The organism is Candidatus Methylomirabilota bacterium, from assembly GCA_035709005.1.
GTDB lineage: Bacteria > Methylomirabilota > Methylomirabilia > Rokubacteriales > CSP1-6 > 40CM-4-69-5.
Genome location: DASTFB010000031.1, coordinates 14256 through 33587, shown reverse-complemented (window position 1 = coordinate 33587; position 19332 = coordinate 14256). Strand labels below are relative to the sequence as shown.

18 protein-coding genes are annotated in these 19332 nt (G+C 70.0%); 8 read left to right on the top strand and 10 right to left on the bottom strand.

The genetic code is table 11. From position 1 onward, the window contains the following. Positions 1-13 precede the first annotated feature (13 nt). Positions 14-757: a dienelactone hydrolase family protein gene (locus tag VFR64_04665; protein HET9489033.1), complete on the top strand. Its 744-nt coding sequence runs from the start codon at positions 14-16 to the stop codon at positions 755-757. Here VFR64_04665 and VFR64_04660 read toward each other — a convergent pair. The 8 genes from VFR64_04660 to VFR64_04625 form a co-directional block, all read right to left on the bottom strand. Next, a complete protein-coding gene (locus tag VFR64_04660; GenBank protein HET9489032.1) occupies positions 749-1699 on the bottom strand; it encodes an LLM class flavin-dependent oxidoreductase in 951 nt (316 codons plus the stop codon). The two genes, VFR64_04665 and VFR64_04660, sit on opposite strands and share 9 nt — an antisense overlap. Positions 1700-1704: 5 nt before the next feature. Next, a complete protein-coding gene (locus VFR64_04655) occupies positions 1705-3324 on the bottom strand; it encodes an NAD(P)/FAD-dependent oxidoreductase (protein HET9489031.1) in 1620 nt (539 codons plus the stop codon). A gap of 32 nt (positions 3325-3356) precedes the next feature. Further along, a complete protein-coding gene (locus VFR64_04650) occupies positions 3357-4067 on the bottom strand; it encodes an NRDE family protein (GenBank protein ID HET9489030.1) in 711 nt (236 codons plus the stop codon). A gap of 12 nt (positions 4068-4079) precedes the next feature. Next, positions 4080-4739 carry a DUF4124 domain-containing protein gene (locus VFR64_04645; GenBank protein HET9489029.1) on the bottom strand — a complete coding sequence of 220 codons (660 nt, stop codon included), beginning with the start codon at positions 4737-4739 and terminating at the stop codon, positions 4080-4082. A gap of 70 nt (positions 4740-4809) precedes the next feature. Continuing rightward, positions 4810-6774, bottom strand: a complete 1965-nt coding sequence (locus VFR64_04640) for a hypothetical protein (GenBank protein ID HET9489028.1) — start codon at positions 6772-6774, stop codon at positions 4810-4812. A gap of 88 nt (positions 6775-6862) precedes the next feature. Continuing rightward, the gene (locus VFR64_04635) at positions 6863-7093 is read right to left on the bottom strand and encodes a helix-turn-helix domain-containing protein (protein HET9489027.1); all 231 of its coding nucleotides are present in this window, start codon (positions 7091-7093) and stop codon (positions 6863-6865) included. Between the two features lie 644 nt (positions 7094-7737). Next, positions 7738-9372 (bottom strand): thiamine pyrophosphate-requiring protein, encoded by a 1635-nt coding sequence (locus VFR64_04630; GenBank protein HET9489026.1) that lies wholly within the window; start codon positions 9370-9372, stop codon positions 7738-7740. Between the two features lie 31 nt (positions 9373-9403). Next, positions 9404-10429: a TAXI family TRAP transporter solute-binding subunit gene (locus tag VFR64_04625; protein HET9489025.1), complete on the bottom strand. Its 1026-nt coding sequence runs from the start codon at positions 10427-10429 to the stop codon at positions 9404-9406. Between VFR64_04625 and VFR64_04620 the strand changes: the two genes are divergently transcribed. From VFR64_04620 to VFR64_04595, 6 genes are read left to right on the top strand one after another with little or no spacing between them, the layout of a single operon-like run. Further along, positions 10364-10786: a cupin domain-containing protein gene (locus VFR64_04620; GenBank protein HET9489024.1), complete on the top strand. Its 423-nt coding sequence runs from the start codon at positions 10364-10366 to the stop codon at positions 10784-10786. The two genes, VFR64_04625 and VFR64_04620, sit on opposite strands and share 66 nt — an antisense overlap. Before the next feature lie 14 nt (positions 10787-10800). Next, on the top strand, positions 10801-11577 hold the full coding sequence (locus VFR64_04615; GenBank protein ID HET9489023.1) for an LLM class flavin-dependent oxidoreductase: 777 nt from the start codon (positions 10801-10803) through the stop codon (positions 11575-11577). Next, positions 11574-12398: a methyltransferase domain-containing protein gene (locus VFR64_04610; protein ID HET9489022.1), complete on the top strand. Its 825-nt coding sequence runs from the start codon at positions 11574-11576 to the stop codon at positions 12396-12398. Before VFR64_04615 ends, VFR64_04610 begins: the two co-directional genes overlap by 4 nt. 11 nt (positions 12399-12409) lie before the next feature. After that, positions 12410-13285, top strand: coding sequence for an alpha/beta hydrolase (locus tag VFR64_04605; GenBank protein HET9489021.1), 876 nt, complete (start codon positions 12410-12412; stop codon positions 13283-13285). Between the two features lie 27 nt (positions 13286-13312). Then, positions 13313-14752, top strand: a complete 1440-nt coding sequence (locus VFR64_04600) for an MBL fold metallo-hydrolase (GenBank protein ID HET9489020.1) — start codon at positions 13313-13315, stop codon at positions 14750-14752. Positions 14753-14764: 12 nt separating this feature from the next. Next, positions 14765-15793, top strand: coding sequence for a DUF481 domain-containing protein (locus VFR64_04595; GenBank protein ID HET9489019.1), 1029 nt, complete (start codon positions 14765-14767; stop codon positions 15791-15793). 28 nt (positions 15794-15821) lie between these two features. Here VFR64_04595 and VFR64_04590 read toward each other — a convergent pair whose 3' ends face one another. Together VFR64_04590 and VFR64_04585 are read right to left on the bottom strand one after the other, a co-directional pair. Then, a complete protein-coding gene (locus VFR64_04590) occupies positions 15822-16964 on the bottom strand; it encodes an amidohydrolase family protein (GenBank protein ID HET9489018.1) in 1143 nt (380 codons plus the stop codon). A gap of 36 nt (positions 16965-17000) precedes the next feature. Then, positions 17001-18053: a 2-dehydropantoate 2-reductase gene (locus VFR64_04585; protein HET9489017.1), complete on the bottom strand. Its 1053-nt coding sequence runs from the start codon at positions 18051-18053 to the stop codon at positions 17001-17003. A 173-nt stretch (positions 18054-18226) separates the two neighbouring features. Here VFR64_04585 and VFR64_04580 point away from each other — a divergent pair, with 173 nt between their 5' ends. Then, complete coding sequence (locus VFR64_04580) at positions 18227-19324, top strand: mandelate racemase/muconate lactonizing enzyme family protein (GenBank protein ID HET9489016.1); 1098 nt, start codon at positions 18227-18229, stop codon at positions 19322-19324. The last annotated feature ends 8 nt before the right edge of the window (positions 19325-19332 follow it).

Below are 19332 nucleotides of genomic sequence, written 5' to 3'. Positions count from 1 at the left end.
GAGGACGAACGCCATGGCCTACGAAGCGCTGTTCGCGGAGACGGTCCTGATGCGCGGGCACCGCGGCGACCAGATCGACGCGTACCTGGCCCGGCCGTTCGGCGCCGGTCCCTATCCCGGCGTGGTGGTCATCCACCACATGCCCGGCTGGGACGGGCCCAACAAGGAGATCACCCGGCGGTTCGCCCATCACGGCCTGGTGGCCCTCTGCCCGAACCTGCATGTTCGCGAGGGCAAGGCGACGCCGGAGGAGAACAGCGCCAGCGTCCGGGCCGCGGGTGGGATGCCGGACGATCGCACGATGGGCGACGTCCAGGGCGCCATCGACTATCTCCGCGCCCTGCCGTACCTCAACGGCAAGGTCGGCGTCATCGGCTACTGCTCGGGCGGCCGCCAGGCCTACCTGGCCGCCTGCACGCTGCGGGGCCTCGACGCGGCCATCGACTGCTACGGCGGCGGCGTGGTGGCCAAACCCGAGGAGCTGACCCCGCGCCAGCCCGTCGCGCCCATCGACTTCACGCAAGACCTGAAGGTGCCGCTGCTCGGGCTGTTCGGCATCGAGGACACGCGCCCGTCGCCGGACGACGTGAAGCAGACGGAGCAGGCGCTTCAGAAATTCGGCAAGACGCACGAGTTCCACATGTACGAGAACGCCGGGCATGCGTTCTTCGCCGTGGACCGTCCGCAGTACCGCCAGCACGCGGCGGTGGACGGCTGGAAGAAAGTCTTCGCCTGGTTCGACAAGTATCTACGCTAGCGCGGGTAACACGTCGGCCGTGAAGCGCTCGAGCTGCGCCCGCTGGTCGTCGCCCACGAAACGGATGCAGAGGTCGGTGACCCCGGCGTCGGCGTAGCGGCCGAGCGCCTCCAAAACCGCGCCGGGTGGGCCGAGGCCCATGGTGCCCCGCGAGTGGACGCCCCCGCCGTAGTAGGCGGCCAGGAATTCGGTGGTGACCCGCTCGGCCGTGCGGACGTCGTCCTCCAACCGCACCGTCGTGTACACGCAGAGCGGAAACTGGCTCTTCGTTCGGCCGTGCCGGGCCAGGGCCTCGTCGGCCCGCTCGCGGACGATGCGGCACTCTTCGGCGTGCACGTAGGTCGTGATGATGCCGTCCCCCAGGCGGGCGAAGCGCTCGAACTGGGCGGCCAGCATCTCGCCGCGGTTGCCCGCGGTGATCAGCACGGGCGGCCCCTCCGGACGCCAGGGGAGCGGACCGATGGTGTGCGCGGCCAGGTCGACGTCACCGGCGCGATAGGTCACCGGCTCGCCTCGCCAGAGCTCCCGCCACATCTCGACGTGCTCCTCCAGGCGGCGAACCCGCCGCTTGTGGTCGGCTCCGCACGCGGCCCACTCGCGCTCGGCAGACGGCAGGCTCCAGCCCACACCGAGCCCGAGCACCAGGCGGCCCCGCGAGATCTGGTCGGTGTTGGCGATCTGATGGGCCAGGACGACGGGGTGGCGCAGGGCGGGGAGCAGCACCGCCGTGCCCAGGCGGACCTTCGTGGTGATGCCGGCCAGGTAGGCCAGCGTCGTCAGCGGCTCGAGCCGCGGCTTGGCCACGACGCTGTCGCCGACCCACACCGCGTCGTAGCCGGCCTGGTCGGCCAGCCGGGCCATCGCCCAGCAGTCCTCCACGGGTGGCCGGCGAGCCGACTGCATGACCACGCCACGCGTCGGAAGCAGCACGCCCAACCGCACGGCCCTCAGCTCCTCGAGGCGACCGCTCGAAAGCGGCGCCGGCCCAGGATCACCCGGGCCGCGTTCAGCCCGGCGGCGCCGATGACGCCCCCGCCGGGATGGGCGGCAGCCCCGCAGAGAAACAGACCGCCCAGCGGCGTGCGATACCCCGCGTAGCCGGGTACGGGGCGGAAGGAGAACAGCTGGCCGGGAGTCATGGCGCCCTGGAAGATGTTGCCGCCGGTCAGCCCGAAGGTGCGCTCGAGGTCCAGGGGCGTGAGCACCTGGCGCGCCTGCACGGACCGCTTGAAGTTGGGGGCGTACTCGTCGAGCAGATCGAAGCAGCGATCGGCGAAGGGCTCCCTCAACGCGTCCCAATGCCCGTCGCGCAGGGTATAGGGCGCATACTGCACGAAGATGGACATGAGGTGCCGACCCGGCGGCGCCACCGTCGGGTCCACCACGGACGGCAGCGTGATCTCCAGAATGGGACGCGCCGACGGCCGCCCGTACTTGGCGTCGTCGTAGGCGCGCTCGATGAAGTCCTGGTCGGGGCAGATGTGGATGGTGCCCCGGTGCTGCGGGCCCGGGGAGGTTCCCGGACAGGCGCTGAAGCTGGGCAGCGCGGCCAGGGCCACGTTGATCTTGGCGGAGGCGCTCTCGTAGCTGATCCGCCCCACCGCCTCCACGAACTCCGGCGGCAGGAGCTTGGGATCGAGCAGCCGGGTGAACGTCACGCGGGCGTCGGCATTGCTGGCCACGACCGGCGCGCTGAACTCGTCGCCCCCGGTCAGGGCGACGCCGGTGACGCGGCCGTCCCGCACCAGGATGCTCGCCACCTCGGCCTCGCAGCGGATCTCGGCGCCGAAGCGTCGGGCCGCCGCGGCCAGCGCCTGGGTGAGGCCGCCCATGCCGCCCCGCACGTAGCCCCAGACGCCGCGCTTGCCGTCGGTCTCGCCCATGACGTGGTGGAACAGCACGTAGGCGGTGCCCGGCATCGAGGGGCTCGCCATCATGCCGATGACGGCGTCGGTGGCCAGCGTGGATTTGAGCTGCTCGGACTCGAACCAGCGGTCGAGGATGGGCCGCGCGGCGCCGGTCAGTATCTCCACGGCTTCTCCGGACCCGGTCCCCAGCCGCCGAAACGCGCGCCCGAGCGAAAAGAGCCTGGCGAGGTCGGCCAGGCCGGGGTGCAGCACGTCCGGCGGGATCATGGTGATGGTCGGCTCGACGACGGCGGCGACCCGCTCCAGCATCGCCTCGTATTGCGGATACCGCTCGGCGTCCCGGGCGCTGAACTTGGCGATCTCCCGGTGGGTGCGGGCGGGATCGGGCCCCAGCGTCAGCGAGCGTCCGTCCGGGTACGGCGTGAAGGAGGACGGCTGACGGGCCAGGACCTGGTAGCCGTGCTCGGCCAGCCGGAGGTCGCGCACGATCTCCTTGCGGAACAGGCTGTTCACGTAGGCGGCGGTGGAGACCTTGAAGCCGGGAAACGTTTCTTCGGTGACGCAGGCGCCGCCCACCACGTAGCGGCGCTCCAGCACGAGCACGCGCAGGCCCGCCCGGGCCAGGTACGCCGCCGTCACCAGCCCGTTGTGGCCGGCTCCCACGATGATCGCGTCGTACTGCGAGGACCGGCCCGCCATGGGGCCATTATCGACGCGGGGGCGCCGTGATTCTAGCTCCGGAGGTGGGCCAGCAGAGCAGAGTAGTCAACGAACGGCCGCCGGCACGGGCCGCCGTCGGCGTAGAGCAGCCGGGGCTCGTCCCGGCGCTCCACGTAGATCGTGGACGAGACGGTGCCGTAGCGCTCGTTGTGCTTGCAGATCGGGGGGTCTCCCTCGTGGGACCGCAGCAATTCCTGAAGCGCGGTCTCGTCCGGCCGCCCGGCCCGGGCGGCGCTGAAGCCGTCGACGATGCGCTTTTCCGGCATCGCCGGGTCGTCGAGGTCCCGGTTGTTCGAGACGACGTGCAGGCCGGCGCCGAAGCGCACGGGCCGAAGCGTGCCGTCCCAGTGGAAGCACACGCCGGCCCCGTCGTTCACGACCACCAGGTTGAACCCGGCCAGGGCGTGCTCGGCCGTCCGCGTGCTCAGGAGCGCTTCGACCTCGGCGACGGTGCGGCAACGGAGGGCCTCCAGCGCGAGCACGCCGCGCGAGAGGCTGGTCGGCGTGCGCTCGGGCTGGCGGCGATTGGTGACCGCCGCGAACAGGCCGTGACGATTCACCCCCAGCCAGGTCCCTCCGGCCTGCAGATCCCGTCCCGCGACGATTCCGGGCTCGAGGGCGGTGGGTGGGGCCGCGGGGCGACCGAAGAACTCGTCGCGGTTGGCGGCGACGATCAGGGGCACGGCAGGTTGGCCGGCAACCCAGAGTGCCAGCAGGCACATGCGCGGTGTGAGCTAGGCCTTGGGCTCGACTCGGGAGCGATACCGCTCGGGGACGTTCTCCAACCGGTCGGTGAACGTCGTCACGCCCTCGTCATCGGTCCATCGGTAGATCTTGCCGATGGCGCGCTCCTGGCGCTCGGGGGCGCGCGACTGATCGGGCTCGGGGGCGGCTTCGGGGGGCGCTGGCGGCGCCGGGGGCGGCTTGGGGATCCACACCCAGTGATACGCCGTGGTGATTCCGTCGCCGCGCAGCTCGTACCGGCCGGTCGGATATTCGACGACCGTCGGCATCGGCGGCGGCGTGTAGACGGCGGCCGGCGGCGAGTAGACCACGGTCTCGGACGGCGCATAGACGACGGGAGGCGCGTACACCACCGTCGTCCCGCCGCCGAGCACCACGCCGGAGCTGATGAACGGCGACTTGAAGAACGGGCGATGAACGTGCTTGGCGCCCCAGAACTTCCACGGATCGACCGGGCGGGGGAACACGCTCCGCGTCGCATGGTGGAAGGGCCGCGCGGCGAACGCGCGCCCGGACTTGAAGCCACCGATGTGCGCGGATTTGAAGCCGCCACCGTGCGATGTCGGACTGCCGCCCCGCCCGAAACCGCGCCCGCCGGCCGATGAGGGGGCGGGGACGGCGACGAGCAGCGCCAGCACGATGAGCGCCACGCGGAGCATCACAGTGGGAAGGATCTCACACGCCCTCGCCGCGGGCAACGAGGGCGTGTGAGGCTCGAGGTCAGGGCGCGATCAGCAAGTTCTTCGCGGTATCTTGCTGGGCGATCGCCGAGTTGATCAGGCTGTTGCGAATGGCGGCGAACCGGGTCGCCGCGGCGAAGTCGAGCAGGGTCTTCGACGTCCGCAACCGTATCACGGCATCCAGGTGCAGCCCGCGCTCGGACAGGACGCGGACGGCGTCGTCGATCTCGTGGCCGGCAAGCTGGAGCAGGCGCGAGGCCTCGGAATACGACCCCGTCCAGAGCGCCGTGCTCTCGTACTTTTTCGCCTCGTCGATGTTGAAGTCGGCGTTGATGACGCGCAGGAAGACCGCGATGGCCTCGATCTCGGAGGTGCTCAGATCGATGGCGCCGCCGGTGAAGGCCCCACTGGGGGAGTTGCCGAAGGCCGGGGTCGTATAGAACGCGACGGCCTCCTCGATCGTGTCCACGGCGTTGTTGTGGAAGAACGGCCCGGTGTCGGCCGCCTCGACGAGCGGCGGCGTATTGAAGGTGCCGTCCCCAAACGCATTGATCGCGGCGTTGAACTCGGTGCCGAGGCCCCCGTCTCGGGGGACGGTGGCCAGGGAGAGCGTCTCGACTCCGGTGTCGAAGTTGCGGTTGATCCCCGGAGAGAAGCTTGCGGTGGCGCCGGCGTTGAAGTGGCAGGTGCTGCACTGTCCGTCGCCCGTGAAGAGGTCCAGGCCCCGGCGCGCGACGTCGCTGCGGAGCCGGGGCCGAAGCTGCTCCAGATCGGGGTCTTCGAAGCGGCCCAGCGAGAACTGGAACGCTTCCATCGCGTTGAGCTCGTCCTCGGTAGGCAGCCGGAAGTCCACGCCCGGGATCCGGCTCAGCGTCTTGGTGAAGTGCTGCGTGACCGCGCCGGTGGCGAAGTCCCGCAGGGTCCCGGCGCCCGGCGCGCCGTCGCCGGACCACCCCGTCCGGTTGAAGGGGGGGCCGAACGGGCTCGCGAACGACGACGAGGTCGATGTCAGCAGCGACAGCGTGTGGGGGACGCTGCGCATGGTGAACTTGTTCGCCAGATCGTCGGTGCCGTCGACGTTCTCGAGAATCAGCCCGTGTTCGCGCATCAGCGTCGGGTTCTCGAAGTTCGCCGCCAGATCCGGATTGAACTCGGCGACGAAGAGGGGATCGTTCGGGGGCAGCGTGGCGATGAAGGCCGCGTCGATGGTGAAGTTCCGCTCGGCGCGGTGGCAGGTGCCGCAGGTTCGGCCATTGCCCTCGAAAGTCTCCTCGAAGAAGAGACGCTCGCCCTCGTCGATCATGGTGGCCAGCAGCGCTTCGGGGCTGGGCGTCGCCGCGTAGGCGGGGGCGGGCACCAGCAGCGCGAACGGGCTCACGCTGGCGGGCGCCGAGCCGCCGCCCAGCCGCTCCTCGGCGTAGTACAGACCACCGTTCGAGCGCAGGCCCGCCCGATGATAGAGCCGCTGGAACAGGGACGGCGCGCCGGCGAGAAGCGGCGTGGCCGGCGAGGCGCCACGCGGTGTCACGGCGATGCGATCGATCTCGAAACCCTGGAGCGCGCCCAGGTCCAGGCGACGATCGAGGACGTGTCGGTCGAATTCGTAGACGAACGTCCCGGCGTGAAATGTCCGCTCACCGCTCGGGCGGGCATGGACGAGCCAGAGCTCCAGCGCGTCGTCGGAGGGCAGTCCCTGGACTTCAACCCAGAGATGTCCGCTCTTGAGGTCGAGCGTCGCCCGGCCGTGGCCGGGGCTCGACGCCCGGACGCCCATCTTGGCCGAGCCGAGCGGCACGATGAGCGTATCGGCTCCACCGTTCCGGGTGTACGCCGCTTGCCACTGCTCGTAGCGCATCGTCAGCGTCTTCGGGCTGCCGATGCCGAGCGCCTTCCTGTCCACAGACGTGCCGCCAGCCAGGAACCCGACGAGGGAGAGGGCCAGAACAGCGGTGAGAGATGCTGCAACGACGACGACGTGCTTTGCTCTCAAAAACCGAATCGACATGTGCGCGCCTCCTCGACCCGGCCCGAGCGTCGATCGCTCATCGAGACCAGCCCGTGGCGCGCGACTCTAGCGGCCTGGGCCGCGTCCTTCAATGTGACATCTGCGGCACATTTTTCGCGGCCGGCGGGCGTCCGCGCTGACCATCGGGCACATCGGCGATGCCGAGCTCGCGGATCAGCCGGAGGAGCGAGGTGCGCTCGATCTTCAGGGCAGCGGCCGCGCGACTGCGGTTGCCGTCGTGGGCGGCCAGCGCCGCGCGGACCAGGTTGCGCTTGAAGGCGCTCACCGCCTCGTGCAGCGAGAGTTCGCGGGAACTCATCTACGGCTCCCCGGTCCAGGATGACTGCGAATCTTGTTGTACGTCGCGCGCGAACGCCGCGCCAGATATCGTTGGATCGATTGGTGCGGAGTCGTCGCCGGGATGAGGTCGCGGTGTCAAGTCTCCGATCGCGGCCGCGTAAAGAATGAGTCACAAGTCGCGTCACAGCGAGTCGGAGATCGTGGAACAAATGCGCGCCCCGGGCGGTTGGTGAGCAGAGCAGGGGGGATGCCGATGCCCGCGGGCCGACCGACGCCGCTCGTGGTCCTGACTGTAAAGGAAGGCAACGCCCTGAAGCGGTGGGCGCGCCGGCACAAGAGCGCCCCGGCCCTGGCCCGGCGGGCGCGGATCGTGCTGGCCTGTGCCGCGGGCCAGTCGAACGCCGCCATCGCCGTCGCCGCCGGGGTGACGAGACAGACGGTGGGCCGCTGGCGCCGCCGGTTCATCGGTCAGCGGCTGGGCGGACTACAGGACGCGCCTCGCCCGGGCGCGCCCCGGCGAATCACCGATGCGCAGGCCGCGCGCGTCGTACGCCTGCTGTCGGCCGGGGCCCCGGGGGCCAGGCCCCCGAGCACCCGGAGCGTCGCCCGCCGGTGCCGGCTCAGCCAGACGGCGGTGAGCCGGATCTGGCGCGCCTGGCGGGCTCAGAAGATCGAGAAGTCGGTGGCCTTCTCGGTGATGAACTCCAGCAGGGCCGGCGTGCCCTCTCGCGTCTTGGCCACCGCGCGCCGGATGGCCGGCACGATCTCGTCGGGCTCGGTCACGCGTTCGCCCCATCCGCCCAGGGCGCGGGCAAAATCGGCGTAGTGGCCGCTGATGTCCGTCGAGCGGTACTTGTCGGTGGCCACCGGCATGACCTTGAGCTCGATGGCCATCGAGAAGTTGTTGAGGAGCACCGACAGGATGGGAATCCGCTCCCGCACCGCCGTCTCGAAATCCATGCCCGTGAAGCCGATGGCGGCGTCGCCCCACACGTTGACGCAGAGCTTATCGGGACAGGCCAGCTTGGCTCCCATGGCGTAGCCCAGCCCGGTGCCGAGCTGGGTCGTCTTCCCCCAGCCGATGTAGGTGAGGGGCGCCAGCGACTCCCAGAACGGCGAGATCTGGTCGCGCGGGCTGCCGGCGTCGTGCGTGATGATCGTGTTGGTCACGTCGACGGTGTGCATCAGGTCCCACAGCACGCGGTACGGCGAGAGCGGGATCGACTTGGCAGTGAGCCGCGGCATCCAGCGGGCCAGCCACTCCCGCTTGATCTGCGCGATCTCGGCGGCGACGGCGGCGGCGCGGCCACGGGCGCGGCCGCCCAGCCGATCACGGACCTCGGCGATGAGCGCCTGCAGGGTGAGGCCGGCGTCGCCGACGAGGGCGAGGGCCGCCGGCACGTCCTTGTTGATATCGGCGGGGTCGAGGGTGGCGTGAACGATCCGCTTGCCCTTGGGCATGGCCACCCCGTAGTTCGTGGTCGAGAAGCTGCAGCCGATGCCGAAGATGAGATCGGCCTCGTTGAGGAAGTGGTGGAGCTGTGCGGAGATCGAGCGGCCCCCCGAGCCCAGCGCGAGGGGATGGTTCTCCGGGAACGCGCTCTTGCCCTGCAGGCTCGTGGTCACCGGCGCCTCCAGCAGCTCGGCCAGCTCGCGCAGCTCCGGCCAGGCTTTGGCGTAGTGCACGCCCTGGCCCGCGTAGATGACGGGCCGCTCGGCGTCCACCAGGGCCGCCGCCACGGCAGCGACGGCGCGGGGCTCGGGAGCCACGCGGAGTCGGGGCGCCGGCGTGTAGCTCCAGCCGTCCGGCACCTCGGATTGCAAGATATCGACGGGGAACTCCACGAGCACCGGCCGTGGGCGACCGTTCTTCACCTGGGTAAACGCCCGCCGCATGGCCTCGGGCACGTTCTCGGGCAGGACCACCTGCTCGGCCCACTTGGTGACGTGCTGGTAGTTGAGGAACGAGCTGAAGTTGGGCGGGATGTTGAGGATCCGCCGCGGATAGCCGCCCGGCAGCACCACGATGGGCACGGAGTCTCCGAAGGCCTGGGCGACGCCGCCGAACGAGTTTTCCGTGCCCGGCCCGTGCTGATTGGCGAACACCCCGATGCGCTCGCCGGACGTCACCCGGCTCATCGCGTCGCACATGTGCAGGCCGATCCGCTCCTGGCGCACGATGATCGTGCGGATGTCGGCCTCGGCGGCCGCCTCGATGATGTGGTTGACGGGATAGCCGATCAGGCACTGCACGCCTTCGCGCTTGAGGATCTCCGCCACGACGGCTGCTGCTTTCACGAGTCTCCTCCCTCCCGATGTCCGACGCTTATCAGCGAACCAGCCCGATCTCGCGCAAATAGCGCAGCGCCCCCGGGTGGATCAGCTCCGGGCGGGCTGCGGCGGCCGTGTTGGCGGCGGTCGTCTCGCGGGCCTGGGCCAGCCGCTGGCCCAGCGCGGCCTCGCCGCGATGCAGCGCCCGGGCGAGGCGATACGCCACATCATCGGCGATCTCCGGCCGGATCAGGATCAGGCTCCACGACCCCACCGAGACGATCGGCGCGTCCTGCCCGGGATACGATGCGGCGGGGACGGTCAGGGTCTCGAGAAACGGGTGCCGGGCCTGGATGCGCCGGATGGCCTCGGCATCGGGGGCGATGAAGCGCGCGCCGGCCGGGCCCCGCGCCACGGCGGCGAACCCCGGCCAGCCGGTGCCGCCGCCCCAGAGCGCGGCCACCCGGCCGTCCATGACCATGGCCGGCCCCTCGCCCGCCTTGTCCAGGAAGACCGCCTTGAAGTCCCGGTTCATGTCGAGCCCGAGGCCGTCCAGCACGTAGCGCGCGAGGACGACCAGACCCGAGCCGCTGGCCCCGAAGGCCACGGGCCGGCCCTTCAAGTCCTCGATGCGCCGGTCGGTCGTATCGCCGCGCGCCACGAACATGCCCGCCGTCGAGTACATGACGGTGAGGATGCGGAGGTTGGCCGCGGGTCGGCCGACTCCGGTCACGGCCTCGTGAGCCACCTCGCCGGTGACCAGACCGAGGTCGAGCTGTCCGGCCTCCAGCAACGGCACGTTCTCCGTGCTGCCCTTCGTGTTGCGCGTCTGCACGAGCAGTGAGGCGTCGGCCTCGTTGATCGTTTCCGCGACGGCCTGGCCGTAGACCGGAAAGCCGCCGCCGGGCGTCGCCGTTCCGAGGACTACCGTCACCCTGTCAGCCATGGTCGCTCCCCACCCCGTTGTCTCGAGTCCTTTGTATACTACCCGGCAACCAGCCGTCGGGAGGGGTCGCTCATGGCCGAGCCGAGCTTGTTGCGCTTCGCCGTCCTGCCCGTTTTCGAGCGGGGCAAGGGCATTCAGACCGTCGTGTTCTCCTGTAAAGAGATCGGCGCCCGGATCACCAGCGGCGTGACCCGGTTTCCCCCGGGGACGGGCATCCCGCTGCATACCCACAACTGCGACGAGCAGACGACCGTGCTCGAAGGGGACGCGGAGGTAGAGATCGACGGCAAGCACGAGCGGCTGAAGGCCTGGGACACTGCGTTCATTCCCGAGGGCAGCCATCACCGCTTCGTCAACGTGGGGCCGGGGCCGATGGCGATCCTCTGGGTCTACAACCGCACCGACGTCACCCGAACGTTCTCCGATACGGGCGAGACCGTTCCCCACCTGTCACCGCAAGACGTCGCAACCCTCAAGCCGCGTCCGACGGCCTGATCGAGGAGACGCCGATGGCACAGGGATTCGCATTGTTCGCCGGGGCGGCCCCTGACCTGATTCGGGCCTGCGCCGCCGAGGCGGAAGCGCTCGGGTACACATCCTTCTGGGTGAACCACCCCGGCAAGACGGACGGGCTCGCCGCGCTGGCCCAGGCGGCCGCACAGACCCGGCGGATCGAGCTGGGCGTCGGAGTGATCCCGCTGCACACCCGTCCCCCCGAGAGCATCGTCGAGGGCGTGCGCGCCAACGCGCTGCCGCCGGATCGCCTGCTCCTCGGGGTGGGCAGCCCCAATCCGGGTTCCCTGGCCCGCGTGCGCTCGGGCATCGCCGCCCTGCGGGCGCACCTGCCGTCGCGCCTCGTGGTGGCGGCGCTGGGACCGCAGATGTGCCGCCTGGCCGGGGAAGTGGCCGATGGCGTGCTTTTCAACTGGCTCACGCCCGAGTACGCGCGCCGGTCCGCCGAGTGGGTGCAGGCCGGCGCCGCCACGGCGCGGCGTGCGCCGCCGAAGCTGTTCGCCTATGTCCGGGTCGCCATCGGCGCCGCCGCCGGCAGCCGGCTGGCCGAGGAGGGCGGCCGCTACGGGGCGATTCCCGCCTACGCGGCGCACTTCGCACGCATGGGCGTGAAGCCGGTGGACACGGCCATCGCCGTGCAGCGTCCGGAAGCGGTAGCGCCGGCGCTGAGCGCCTGGCGGGGCGTGATCGACGAAGTCGTGGTCCGGGCGATCACCGCCACGGACACGCTCGAAGAGGATCTGGCACTGGTCCGGGCCGCCCGGCCCGCATGACGGTGGACGCCGTCGAGCGCCACTACGGGCGCGGAGGGATTCTCGACGCCATCCTGGCCGGACTGCGGGGGCTGGGGAAGGACCTGGCGCACCTCCAGCCGGTGGACCTGGCGCCGGTCGACGAGTTCCACATCCGCGGCCGCGAGGCCACGGTGGAGCTCGCCGATCGGGCCGGCGTGAGGCCCGGGCTGCGCGTGCTGGACGTCGGCAGCGGGCTCGGGGGCTCCCTTCGCTATCTCGCCGCCGAGCGGGGATGCTCGGGCACCGGCATCGACTTGACGCAGGAGTATGTCGAGGCCGCCCGGGCGCTGGCCGAGCTGGTCAAGCTCGGGGACGCGGTCGACTTCCGCCAGGGCAGCGCGCTGGAGGTGCCGTTCGCCGAGGGCAGCTTCGAACTGGTGTGGACCGAGCACGCCCAGATGAACATCGCGGACAAGCGCGCCTTCTACGGGGAGCTCGCCCGCGTGCTCGTCCCTCGCGGCCGTCTGGTCTTCCACGACATCTTCCAGGGCGAGGGCGGACCGGTGCACGTGCCCGTCCCCTGGGCCGACGAGCGCTCGATCAGCTTTCTGGCCAAGCCGGCCGCCGTCCGCGAGATCCTCGAGCAGGCGCGGCTCCGCGTCGTCGACTGGGAAGACAAGACCCGACAATCGCTGGACTGGTTCCTGGCCGTGATGGACCGGCTGAAGCAATCGGGGCCGCCGCCCCTGGGGTTTCACCTGTTGATGGGCAGCACCGCGAGAGTCAAGCTCGAGAACATGATCCGCAATCTGCAAGAGGAGCGCATCGCCGTGGGCCAGGCGGTCGCCGAGAAGGCCTGAGGGAGGAACGCATGAGAGCGAGCACTGCGACGACGTACGCCGTGGACGTCGAGGACGTCGAGTACATCCGCCACGCCGACACTCCGCTGCTGGCGCGGCTCTTCAGGCCGCGCGGCACCGGGCCGTTTCCCCTGATCGTCGAGCTGCACGGCGGCGCCTGGTGCCGGGGCGACCGCACGAACGACGTCGCCATCAACGAGGCGCTGGCCCGGAGCGGCGTCGTGGTCGCCGCGCTGGACTTCCGCATGCCGCCCCAGGCTCCGTACCCCGCGTCGGTGGCGGACGTCAATTACGCCATTCGCTGGGCCAAGACCCGGGCCGCCCAGTGGGGCAGTCGACCCGACCTGGTGGGGGCGCTGGGCGTGTCCAGTGGTGGGCATCAGGCCATGCTGCTGGCCATGCGCCCGGGCGATGCGCGCTATTCCGCCCTGCCGCTGCCGGGCGGGGGGCCGGCCGTGGACGCCAGCCTGCGCGCCGTCGTCCTGTGCTGGCCCGTCATCGACCCGCTGAGCCGTTACCGGTATGCCAAGAAGCTGAAGGCGGCGGGTCCGCCGTATCCCGACGTCGTGGACTCGGTGCTCCCCTGCCACGACCAGTACTGGCAGGGCGAAGAGGCGATGGCCGAGGGCAATCCGGTCCTGGCGCTCGAGCGGGGGGAGCGGGTCGAGCTGCCGCCCGTGCTCTATCTGCAGGGCGCCAACGACGTCGCCCATCCCCGCCCGGACCTCGATCGCTTCGTGTCGCTGTACGGCAAGGCCGGCGGGCAGGTCGACCTCGAGCTGTTCGAGGGCGAGGGCCAGGCCTTCATCAACAGGAATCCCAAGTCGCCCGCCGCTGCCCGGGCCATCGAGAAGATCATCGACTTCGTCCACACGCAGATCCAGTAGGCTCTGCGTTTTCACCCGGAGGAGGCTATGCGTACGATGCTCGTGTCGTTCGCGGTGGTGACCCTGCTCCTGTGTCCGGCGATCGGTCACGCTCAGGATGGGCAAGCTACGCTGGAGCGCGCAGCCAGGGCGATGGGCGCCTCCACGCTGAACTCCATCGAGTTCACCGGAAGTGGTGCCAGCTTCGCGGTCGGGCAGAGCCCGGTGGCCGGGGCGTCCTGGCCGCGCTTCAATCTCAAGAGCTACACCCGGTCGATGAACTACGAGACCGGCTCGCTGCGACAGGAGCAGGTCCTGTCGCGGGCCGACCCCCAGCCGCGGGGCGGCGGTCTCCCGGCCATGGGTGAGGCCCGCCAGACGTTCCTGCTGAGCGGCGAGCACGCCTGGACGCTGGCCCCGGCCGGGCCGGTGCCCGGGCCCCGGTACCTGGCCGAATTGCAGCTGCAGTTGTGGACCAGCCCGCACGGCGTGATCAAGGCCGCCATGGCCAACAAAGCCACTGTCCAGGGGCGGACGATCGCGTTCACCGTCCCCGGGAAGCTCAAGGCCAGAGCGTCCCTCGATAGCGGGAACCTGGTCCAGAGGGTCGAGGCGGTGTTCTCCAGCCCGGTGCTCGGCGACATGCCGTTCGAGGTCAGCTATGCCGACTATCGCGATTTCGGCGGGATCAAGTTCCCGATGCGCATCCGGCAGTCAGCCGGAAAATTTCCCTCGCTCGATCTGACGGTAGACGACGTGCGGCCCAACGCCCGCGTGGACATCGACGTGCCGGACCCCGTTCGGCAGGCGACCAACCCCTACGCGAAGGTGACGACGCAGCAAGTGGCCGACGGAATCTGGTACCTGACCGGCGGCAGCCATCACAGCGTGGTCCTCGAGATGCGCGACCACCTGATCCTGGTCGAGGCCCCGCTCAACGACGCTCGCGCCCTGGCCGTGGTCGCCGAGGCCCGCAAGCTCGTGCCGAACAAGCCGGTCCGGTACGTCATCGCCAGCCACCACCACTTCGATCATTCCGGCGGTGTACGGGCGGCAGTCGGCGAGGGCGCGACGCTCATCACGCACGAGAGCAGCCGGGCCTATTTCGAGCGGGTCCTGGCCGCGCCGGCCACGGTGAGCCCCGATCACCTCGCGAAATCGGGACGGAAAGCCAAGGTGGAGGGCGTCCGCGACAAGCGGATGCTGACCGACGGGACGCGGACGGTGGAGATCCATCACATCGCTGGGAATCTCCACGAGGATGGTCTGCTGATGGTGTACCTGCCCAAGGAGAAGCTCCTGATCGAGGCCGACGCCTTCTCGCCGGCCCCGCCCAACGCGCCGCCACCCGCGGTCGTGAACCCGAACACCGTCAACCTTGCGGACAACATCACGAAGCTCGGATTGAGCGTGGATCAAATCCTGCCCATCCACGGGCGCATGGTGCCGCTGGCCGAGCTGCACAAGACCATCGGCCGCGCGAACTAGGAGAAATCGCCCATGGCCACCTCATTGTGGCGCCCACTCGCGGGAGCCCTCGGGCTGTGCCTGGTCCTCGTCGGCGGCGCCGCCGCCGACGAGGTCCTGCTCCTGAACGGCGACCGCCTCACCGGCACCATCGTCGGCGCCGCCGGTGGCAAGCTCACGATCAAGACCGAGGCGGCGGGCGACGTCATTGTGGACCTCGCCAAGGTCAAGACCTTCTCTACCACCGAGCCCGTCGTCGTGAGAACCGGCGAGACGACCCTGCGCTCGCGGGTGACGGCCGGCCCCGACGGCGCCGTGCAGGTCGTGCCCATCGCCGGCGGGGCCCCTCAGACCGTGGCCCTCAGCGACATCGGCCAGATCAACCCTCCCCCCGTGAAGTGGACGGGGGGCCTCAGCTTCACCGGCATGAAGACCAGCGGCAACGCCGAGTCCACGAACATCGGCTTCTCTCTGAACGCCGTGCGCCGGGCCGAGCAGGACCGCATCACGCTGGGGGCCGGCTACGCCTTCGGGCGCCAGGAGGACCCGGACACCGGCGAGGAGTCGACGACGGTCGACAACATCTTCGGCGTCGCCAAGTACGACTATTTCCTGTCCCAGAAGCTCTACCTCTACGGGGCCGTGCGGGCCGAGCGGGACCGGATCGCCGACCTCGACCTGCGTTTCACTCCCAGCGTGGGCGTCGGCTATCAGTGGTACGAGAGGCCGACGTTCAACCTGTCTACCGAGGCGGGCCTGGCCTGGGTCTACGAGGATTTCCGTAACGCGGGCAGCGACGATCACTTCGCGGCGCGGTTCGCCTACCACGTGGACTGGACGCCCTACAAGGGCGTCCTGCTGTTCCACAACCTGGAATGGCTGCCCGCGTTCGACGACCCCTTCGGGGATTACAACCTCAATGGGGACGTCGGCATGCGGACCACGATCTTCCAGGGCTTCTTCGCCGAGGCGAAGATCGAGGGCCGCTACGATTCGGAGCCCGCGCCCGGAGCCGAGAAGGAGGACCTCCGCTACCTGCTCGCCATCGGCTGGGCCTTCTGAGTCGAAGGGGGGCGCGAGCCCCCCTCCATCAGCGGATCAGGCCGTAGAAGCGCCCCGCGTTCTCGCAGGTGATCTTGCGGATGACGTCGGCGGGCAGGTGGCCGAACTGCTCCTCGATGTACTTGGAGGACTCCGGCCAGATGCCGTCGGGGTGCGGATAGTCCGAGCCCCACATGAGCGTCTCCACGCCGATATCCTCGATCAGCTTGGTGCCGATCCGATCGAACTGGAAGGTGGCCTTGCACTGCCGCCGCCAGTAGTCGCTGGGCTTCATGGTCAGCCCGAGATCGCGGAAGCGGTCCTCCCACTCGAAGTCCATGCGGTCGAGCGCGTAGGGCAGCCACCCGATGCCGCTCTCCCCGAACGCGATGCGGAGGTTGGGATAGCGCTCGAGCACGGCGGCGCCGATGACGGCGGCGATGATGTTGATGAGGTTCATCTGGAAGGCGGAGACGCCCGTGAAGAAGGCCGCCCGGCGGGTGAGGCCCTTCTGCTGATCGAACTTCCCCGGGGGGACCGAGGGAAAGGTGTGGAAGTGCAGCGGCAGGTTCACGTCGTTGACGGCCTTCCAGAACGGCTCCCACACCGGATGCCACATGGGCTCCATGTCCCAGGAGCAGGAGAGCTCGACCCCGCGCAGCCCCAGCCGGGCCACGCGGTGAAGCTCCTCGACGGCGGCATCGATGTCGCCGTAGGGCAGGCAGGCCAGGCCGATCTCACGGTCCGGGTTGACGCGGCAGAAGTCGGCGAGCCAGTCGTTGTAGATGCGGAACATCTCGGCGGCGGCTTCGTGGTCGTTGAGCCGGGTGGCCGCCCCCAGGATGCCGTAGATGACTTCTGCCTGCACCCCGTCGCGATCCATGTCCCGGGCTCGCAGCACAGGGTCCGTCGGGCGCAGGATGCCCTTCTTGCCGTCCTCATAGAGCCCCGTGGCGGCCATCACGTCGACCCGGTAGTTCTGGCCGGGCACGTGCTTCTGTCCCGACGGCCCCACGCCGCAGACCAGCCCGAACGACGCGCCGTTCTTGGCGGTCCAGTAGGGGCCGTCCGGACCCTCGGTGACGTAGGGCATGCGGTCCCGCATCGCGGCCGAGGCGTTCCTGGCGAAGAGGTCCGTCGGCAGCATGGGCAAATCGATGTGGCAGTCGGCGGAGATCCGTGTGTAGTGCATGTCACGCTCCCGGCAGTGAAGTCACTTGAACGCCCCCTATCGGCCGGCGCGCTGCAGCGTCAGGCCGATGTTCTCGGGGGCGGGCTTGCGGACGCCCCGCTCGATCTCGTGGACCATCTCGACCACGGCCGCCGACACGGCTGTCGGCACGCCCTTGGCATGGCCCTGGGCGACGACGTGACCGTTCATCAGATCGATCTCGGTCGGGCGTCCCTTCGCAACATCCTGCGCCATCGAGGCGCGCCAGTTGCGCGGGCTGCTCGACGTCGGCGTCAGCATGGTATCGAGCGCTTCCCAGGTCTCGCGCTGGTCAGCGGCCGCCCATTGCTCGGCAGGGGCGCCGTTGAACTTCGGCACGCGATAGCCGTGGGCCAGCCCCACCCGCGCCGACTCGGCGCCCAGATGGATGGTGATCGAGCGCCCCACCTCGCTGGAGGCGATCTCCAGCGAGCCCAGCCCCGACATGGCCTGCACGGGGTTGCCCATGGCGTTGGCGCAGAGCTTCGACCACCGTTCCCCCCAGAGGTTGTCGGTGACCTGGGCGCCGTCGATCACCGAGAGCATCTCGGCAAGCTCGCTGGCCCGGGGGGTCACGCGGCCGTCGTGCTCGCCGACCCGGAAGACGTCGTGGCCGCGGCCCTGGCCTTTCTCCATGCCGCGCTCGACCTGGCCCGGCTTCCACAAGGCCACGCCGATCTTCGACATGACGAGCCCCACCGCGCGCCCGGCGCCGGCCACGCTGGCGACGATCGGGTCGGGCCAGCAGTTCTGCGACGCGACGACGAAGCCATTGGGGCCCAGATGCCGCAAGGCCAGCTGGGTCGCCCACGCCGTGTCGTAGACCTTCATGGCCACGAAGGCCATGTCGAAATCCCGGGGCAGCCGGGCCGCCTCGTTCAGGTGCACGGCCTTGGGCCGGGCCTCGAAGGGGTCGTGGGGTCCGGTGACCGAGATGCCGCGCTGGCGGATGGTCTCGACCTGCTCGGCCCAGGGATCGATCAGGGTGACGTCGTGGCCGGCGCGAGTGAGGAAGGCGCCGAGGTAGCTTCCGATGGCCCCGGCGCCGACGAACAGGAGCTTCTTGGGCATATGGCCCTCCTGGTCTGGCGGACAGGGCGCATTATCGCGTACTCTGGCCTCTCGCGGGGGGAATCCTGCAGTGGAGGACGTCTGGAGGGGGCGACCGTGGTCGCGCCTCGCGCGAACGGGGAGGTCTGGAGGGGGCGCGTCTCGTGCCCCCTCCAGTTAGGAGAGACAACGGCATGAAGATCTCGCGTATTCACTCGCAGCTTCTCCGGCTGCCGGCTGACGAGCCGCTGGCCGACGGGCCGGCGGTCCCCGGCGCCACGCGGGACTTCGTCGCCCTGACCATCGGAACGGACGACGGGCTCGAAGGTATCGGGGTCACGTTCTTCGGCGGCGCGCTCACCGGCGCGCTCAAGACCGCGGTCGATGCGCTGGGTGCGCTGATCGTGGGCGAGGACCCACTGCGGAACGAGGCCATCGTCGATCGGCTGCGGGCGGCGGCCGGCATGTCCGGTCCCGGCGGAATCTTCACGCTGGCCCTGGCCGCGATCGACATCGCGCTGTGGGACATCAAGGGCAAGGTGTACAACCAGCCCGTGGCCAGGCTGGTCGGCGGCCTCCGCGACCGCGTCCCGACGTACGCTAGCGGCGCCCTCATGCGCCATCTCGCGCCGGAGCAGGCGGCCCAGGCGGGGCCGCGCCTCGTCAAGCGGGGATTCCGCCAGATGAAGATGCAGCTGGCGCTGCCCGGCGACACCAGTCCCGAGCGCGAGGTGGAGCGCGCGCGGATCGTCCGGGAGAGCATCGGGCCCGGCATCGACCTCATGTGCGACATCAACCAGCGCTGGAGCGTGCATCAGGCCATCGATATCGGCAGGCGGCTGGAGGACGTCCGCCTCTTCTGGCTGGAGGACGTGACGACGCACGACGATTATGCCGGGCTCGCGCGGGTGACCCGGGCGCTCTCCACCCCCGTGGCCGGCGGCGAGTACGTGTACGGCGTCACCCCGTTCCGGCACATGCTGGAGGCGCGCTCGGTCGACATCGTGATGATCGACGTGCTGCGTGTGGGTGGCATCACGCAGTGGCTCAAGGTGGCCGGGATGGCCGAGGCCTTCAACCTTCCCGTGGTGAGCCACCTCCTGCCCGAGATCCACGTGCACCTGGTGGCCGGCATCCGCAACGGCCTCACCGTGGAGTACATGCCCTGGGCGCTGCGGCTGTTCGAGGAGGGGCCGGTCCTCGACAAGGGGGAGCTCCTCGTGCCCGACCGGCCGGGGCTGGGGCTCCGGTTCGATAAGGCGGCGCTGGCCCGGTTCGCCGTCTCCGGCTGATCGCGGCG

Bases quoted from the DNA above. Each gene is read 5' to 3' on its own strand.
- VFR64_04615 (HET9489023.1), top strand. From the start codon at position 10,801: ATGGCACAGGGATTCGCATTGTTCGCCGGGGCGGCCCCTGACCTGATT.
- VFR64_04580 (HET9489016.1), top strand. From the start codon at position 18,227: ATGAAGATCTCGCGTATTCACTCGCAGCTTCTCCGGCTGCCGGCTGAC.
- VFR64_04620 (HET9489024.1), top strand. From the start codon at position 10,364: ATGGCCGAGCCGAGCTTGTTGCGCTTCGCCGTCCTGCCCGTTTTCGAG.
- VFR64_04665 (HET9489033.1), top strand. From the start codon at position 14: ATGGCCTACGAAGCGCTGTTCGCGGAGACGGTCCTGATGCGCGGGCAC.
- VFR64_04585 (HET9489017.1), bottom strand. From the start codon at position 18,053: ATGCCCAAGAAGCTCCTGTTCGTCGGCGCCGGGGCCATCGGAAGCTAC.
- VFR64_04600 (HET9489020.1), top strand. From the start codon at position 13,313: ATGCGTACGATGCTCGTGTCGTTCGCGGTGGTGACCCTGCTCCTGTGT.
- VFR64_04635 (HET9489027.1), bottom strand. From the start codon at position 7,093: ATGAGTTCCCGCGAACTCTCGCTGCACGAGGCGGTGAGCGCCTTCAAG.
- VFR64_04590 (HET9489018.1), bottom strand. From the start codon at position 16,964: ATGCACTACACACGGATCTCCGCCGACTGCCACATCGATTTGCCCATG.
- VFR64_04610 (HET9489022.1), top strand. From the start codon at position 11,574: ATGACGGTGGACGCCGTCGAGCGCCACTACGGGCGCGGAGGGATTCTC.
- VFR64_04655 (HET9489031.1), bottom strand. From the start codon at position 3,324: ATGGCGGGCCGGTCCTCGCAGTACGACGCGATCATCGTGGGAGCCGGC.
- VFR64_04650 (HET9489030.1), bottom strand. From the start codon at position 4,067: ATGTGCCTGCTGGCACTCTGGGTTGCCGGCCAACCTGCCGTGCCCCTG.
- VFR64_04595 (HET9489019.1), top strand. From the start codon at position 14,765: ATGGCCACCTCATTGTGGCGCCCACTCGCGGGAGCCCTCGGGCTGTGC.
- VFR64_04640 (HET9489028.1), bottom strand. From the start codon at position 6,774: ATGTCGATTCGGTTTTTGAGAGCAAAGCACGTCGTCGTCGTTGCAGCA.
- VFR64_04605 (HET9489021.1), top strand. From the start codon at position 12,410: ATGAGAGCGAGCACTGCGACGACGTACGCCGTGGACGTCGAGGACGTC.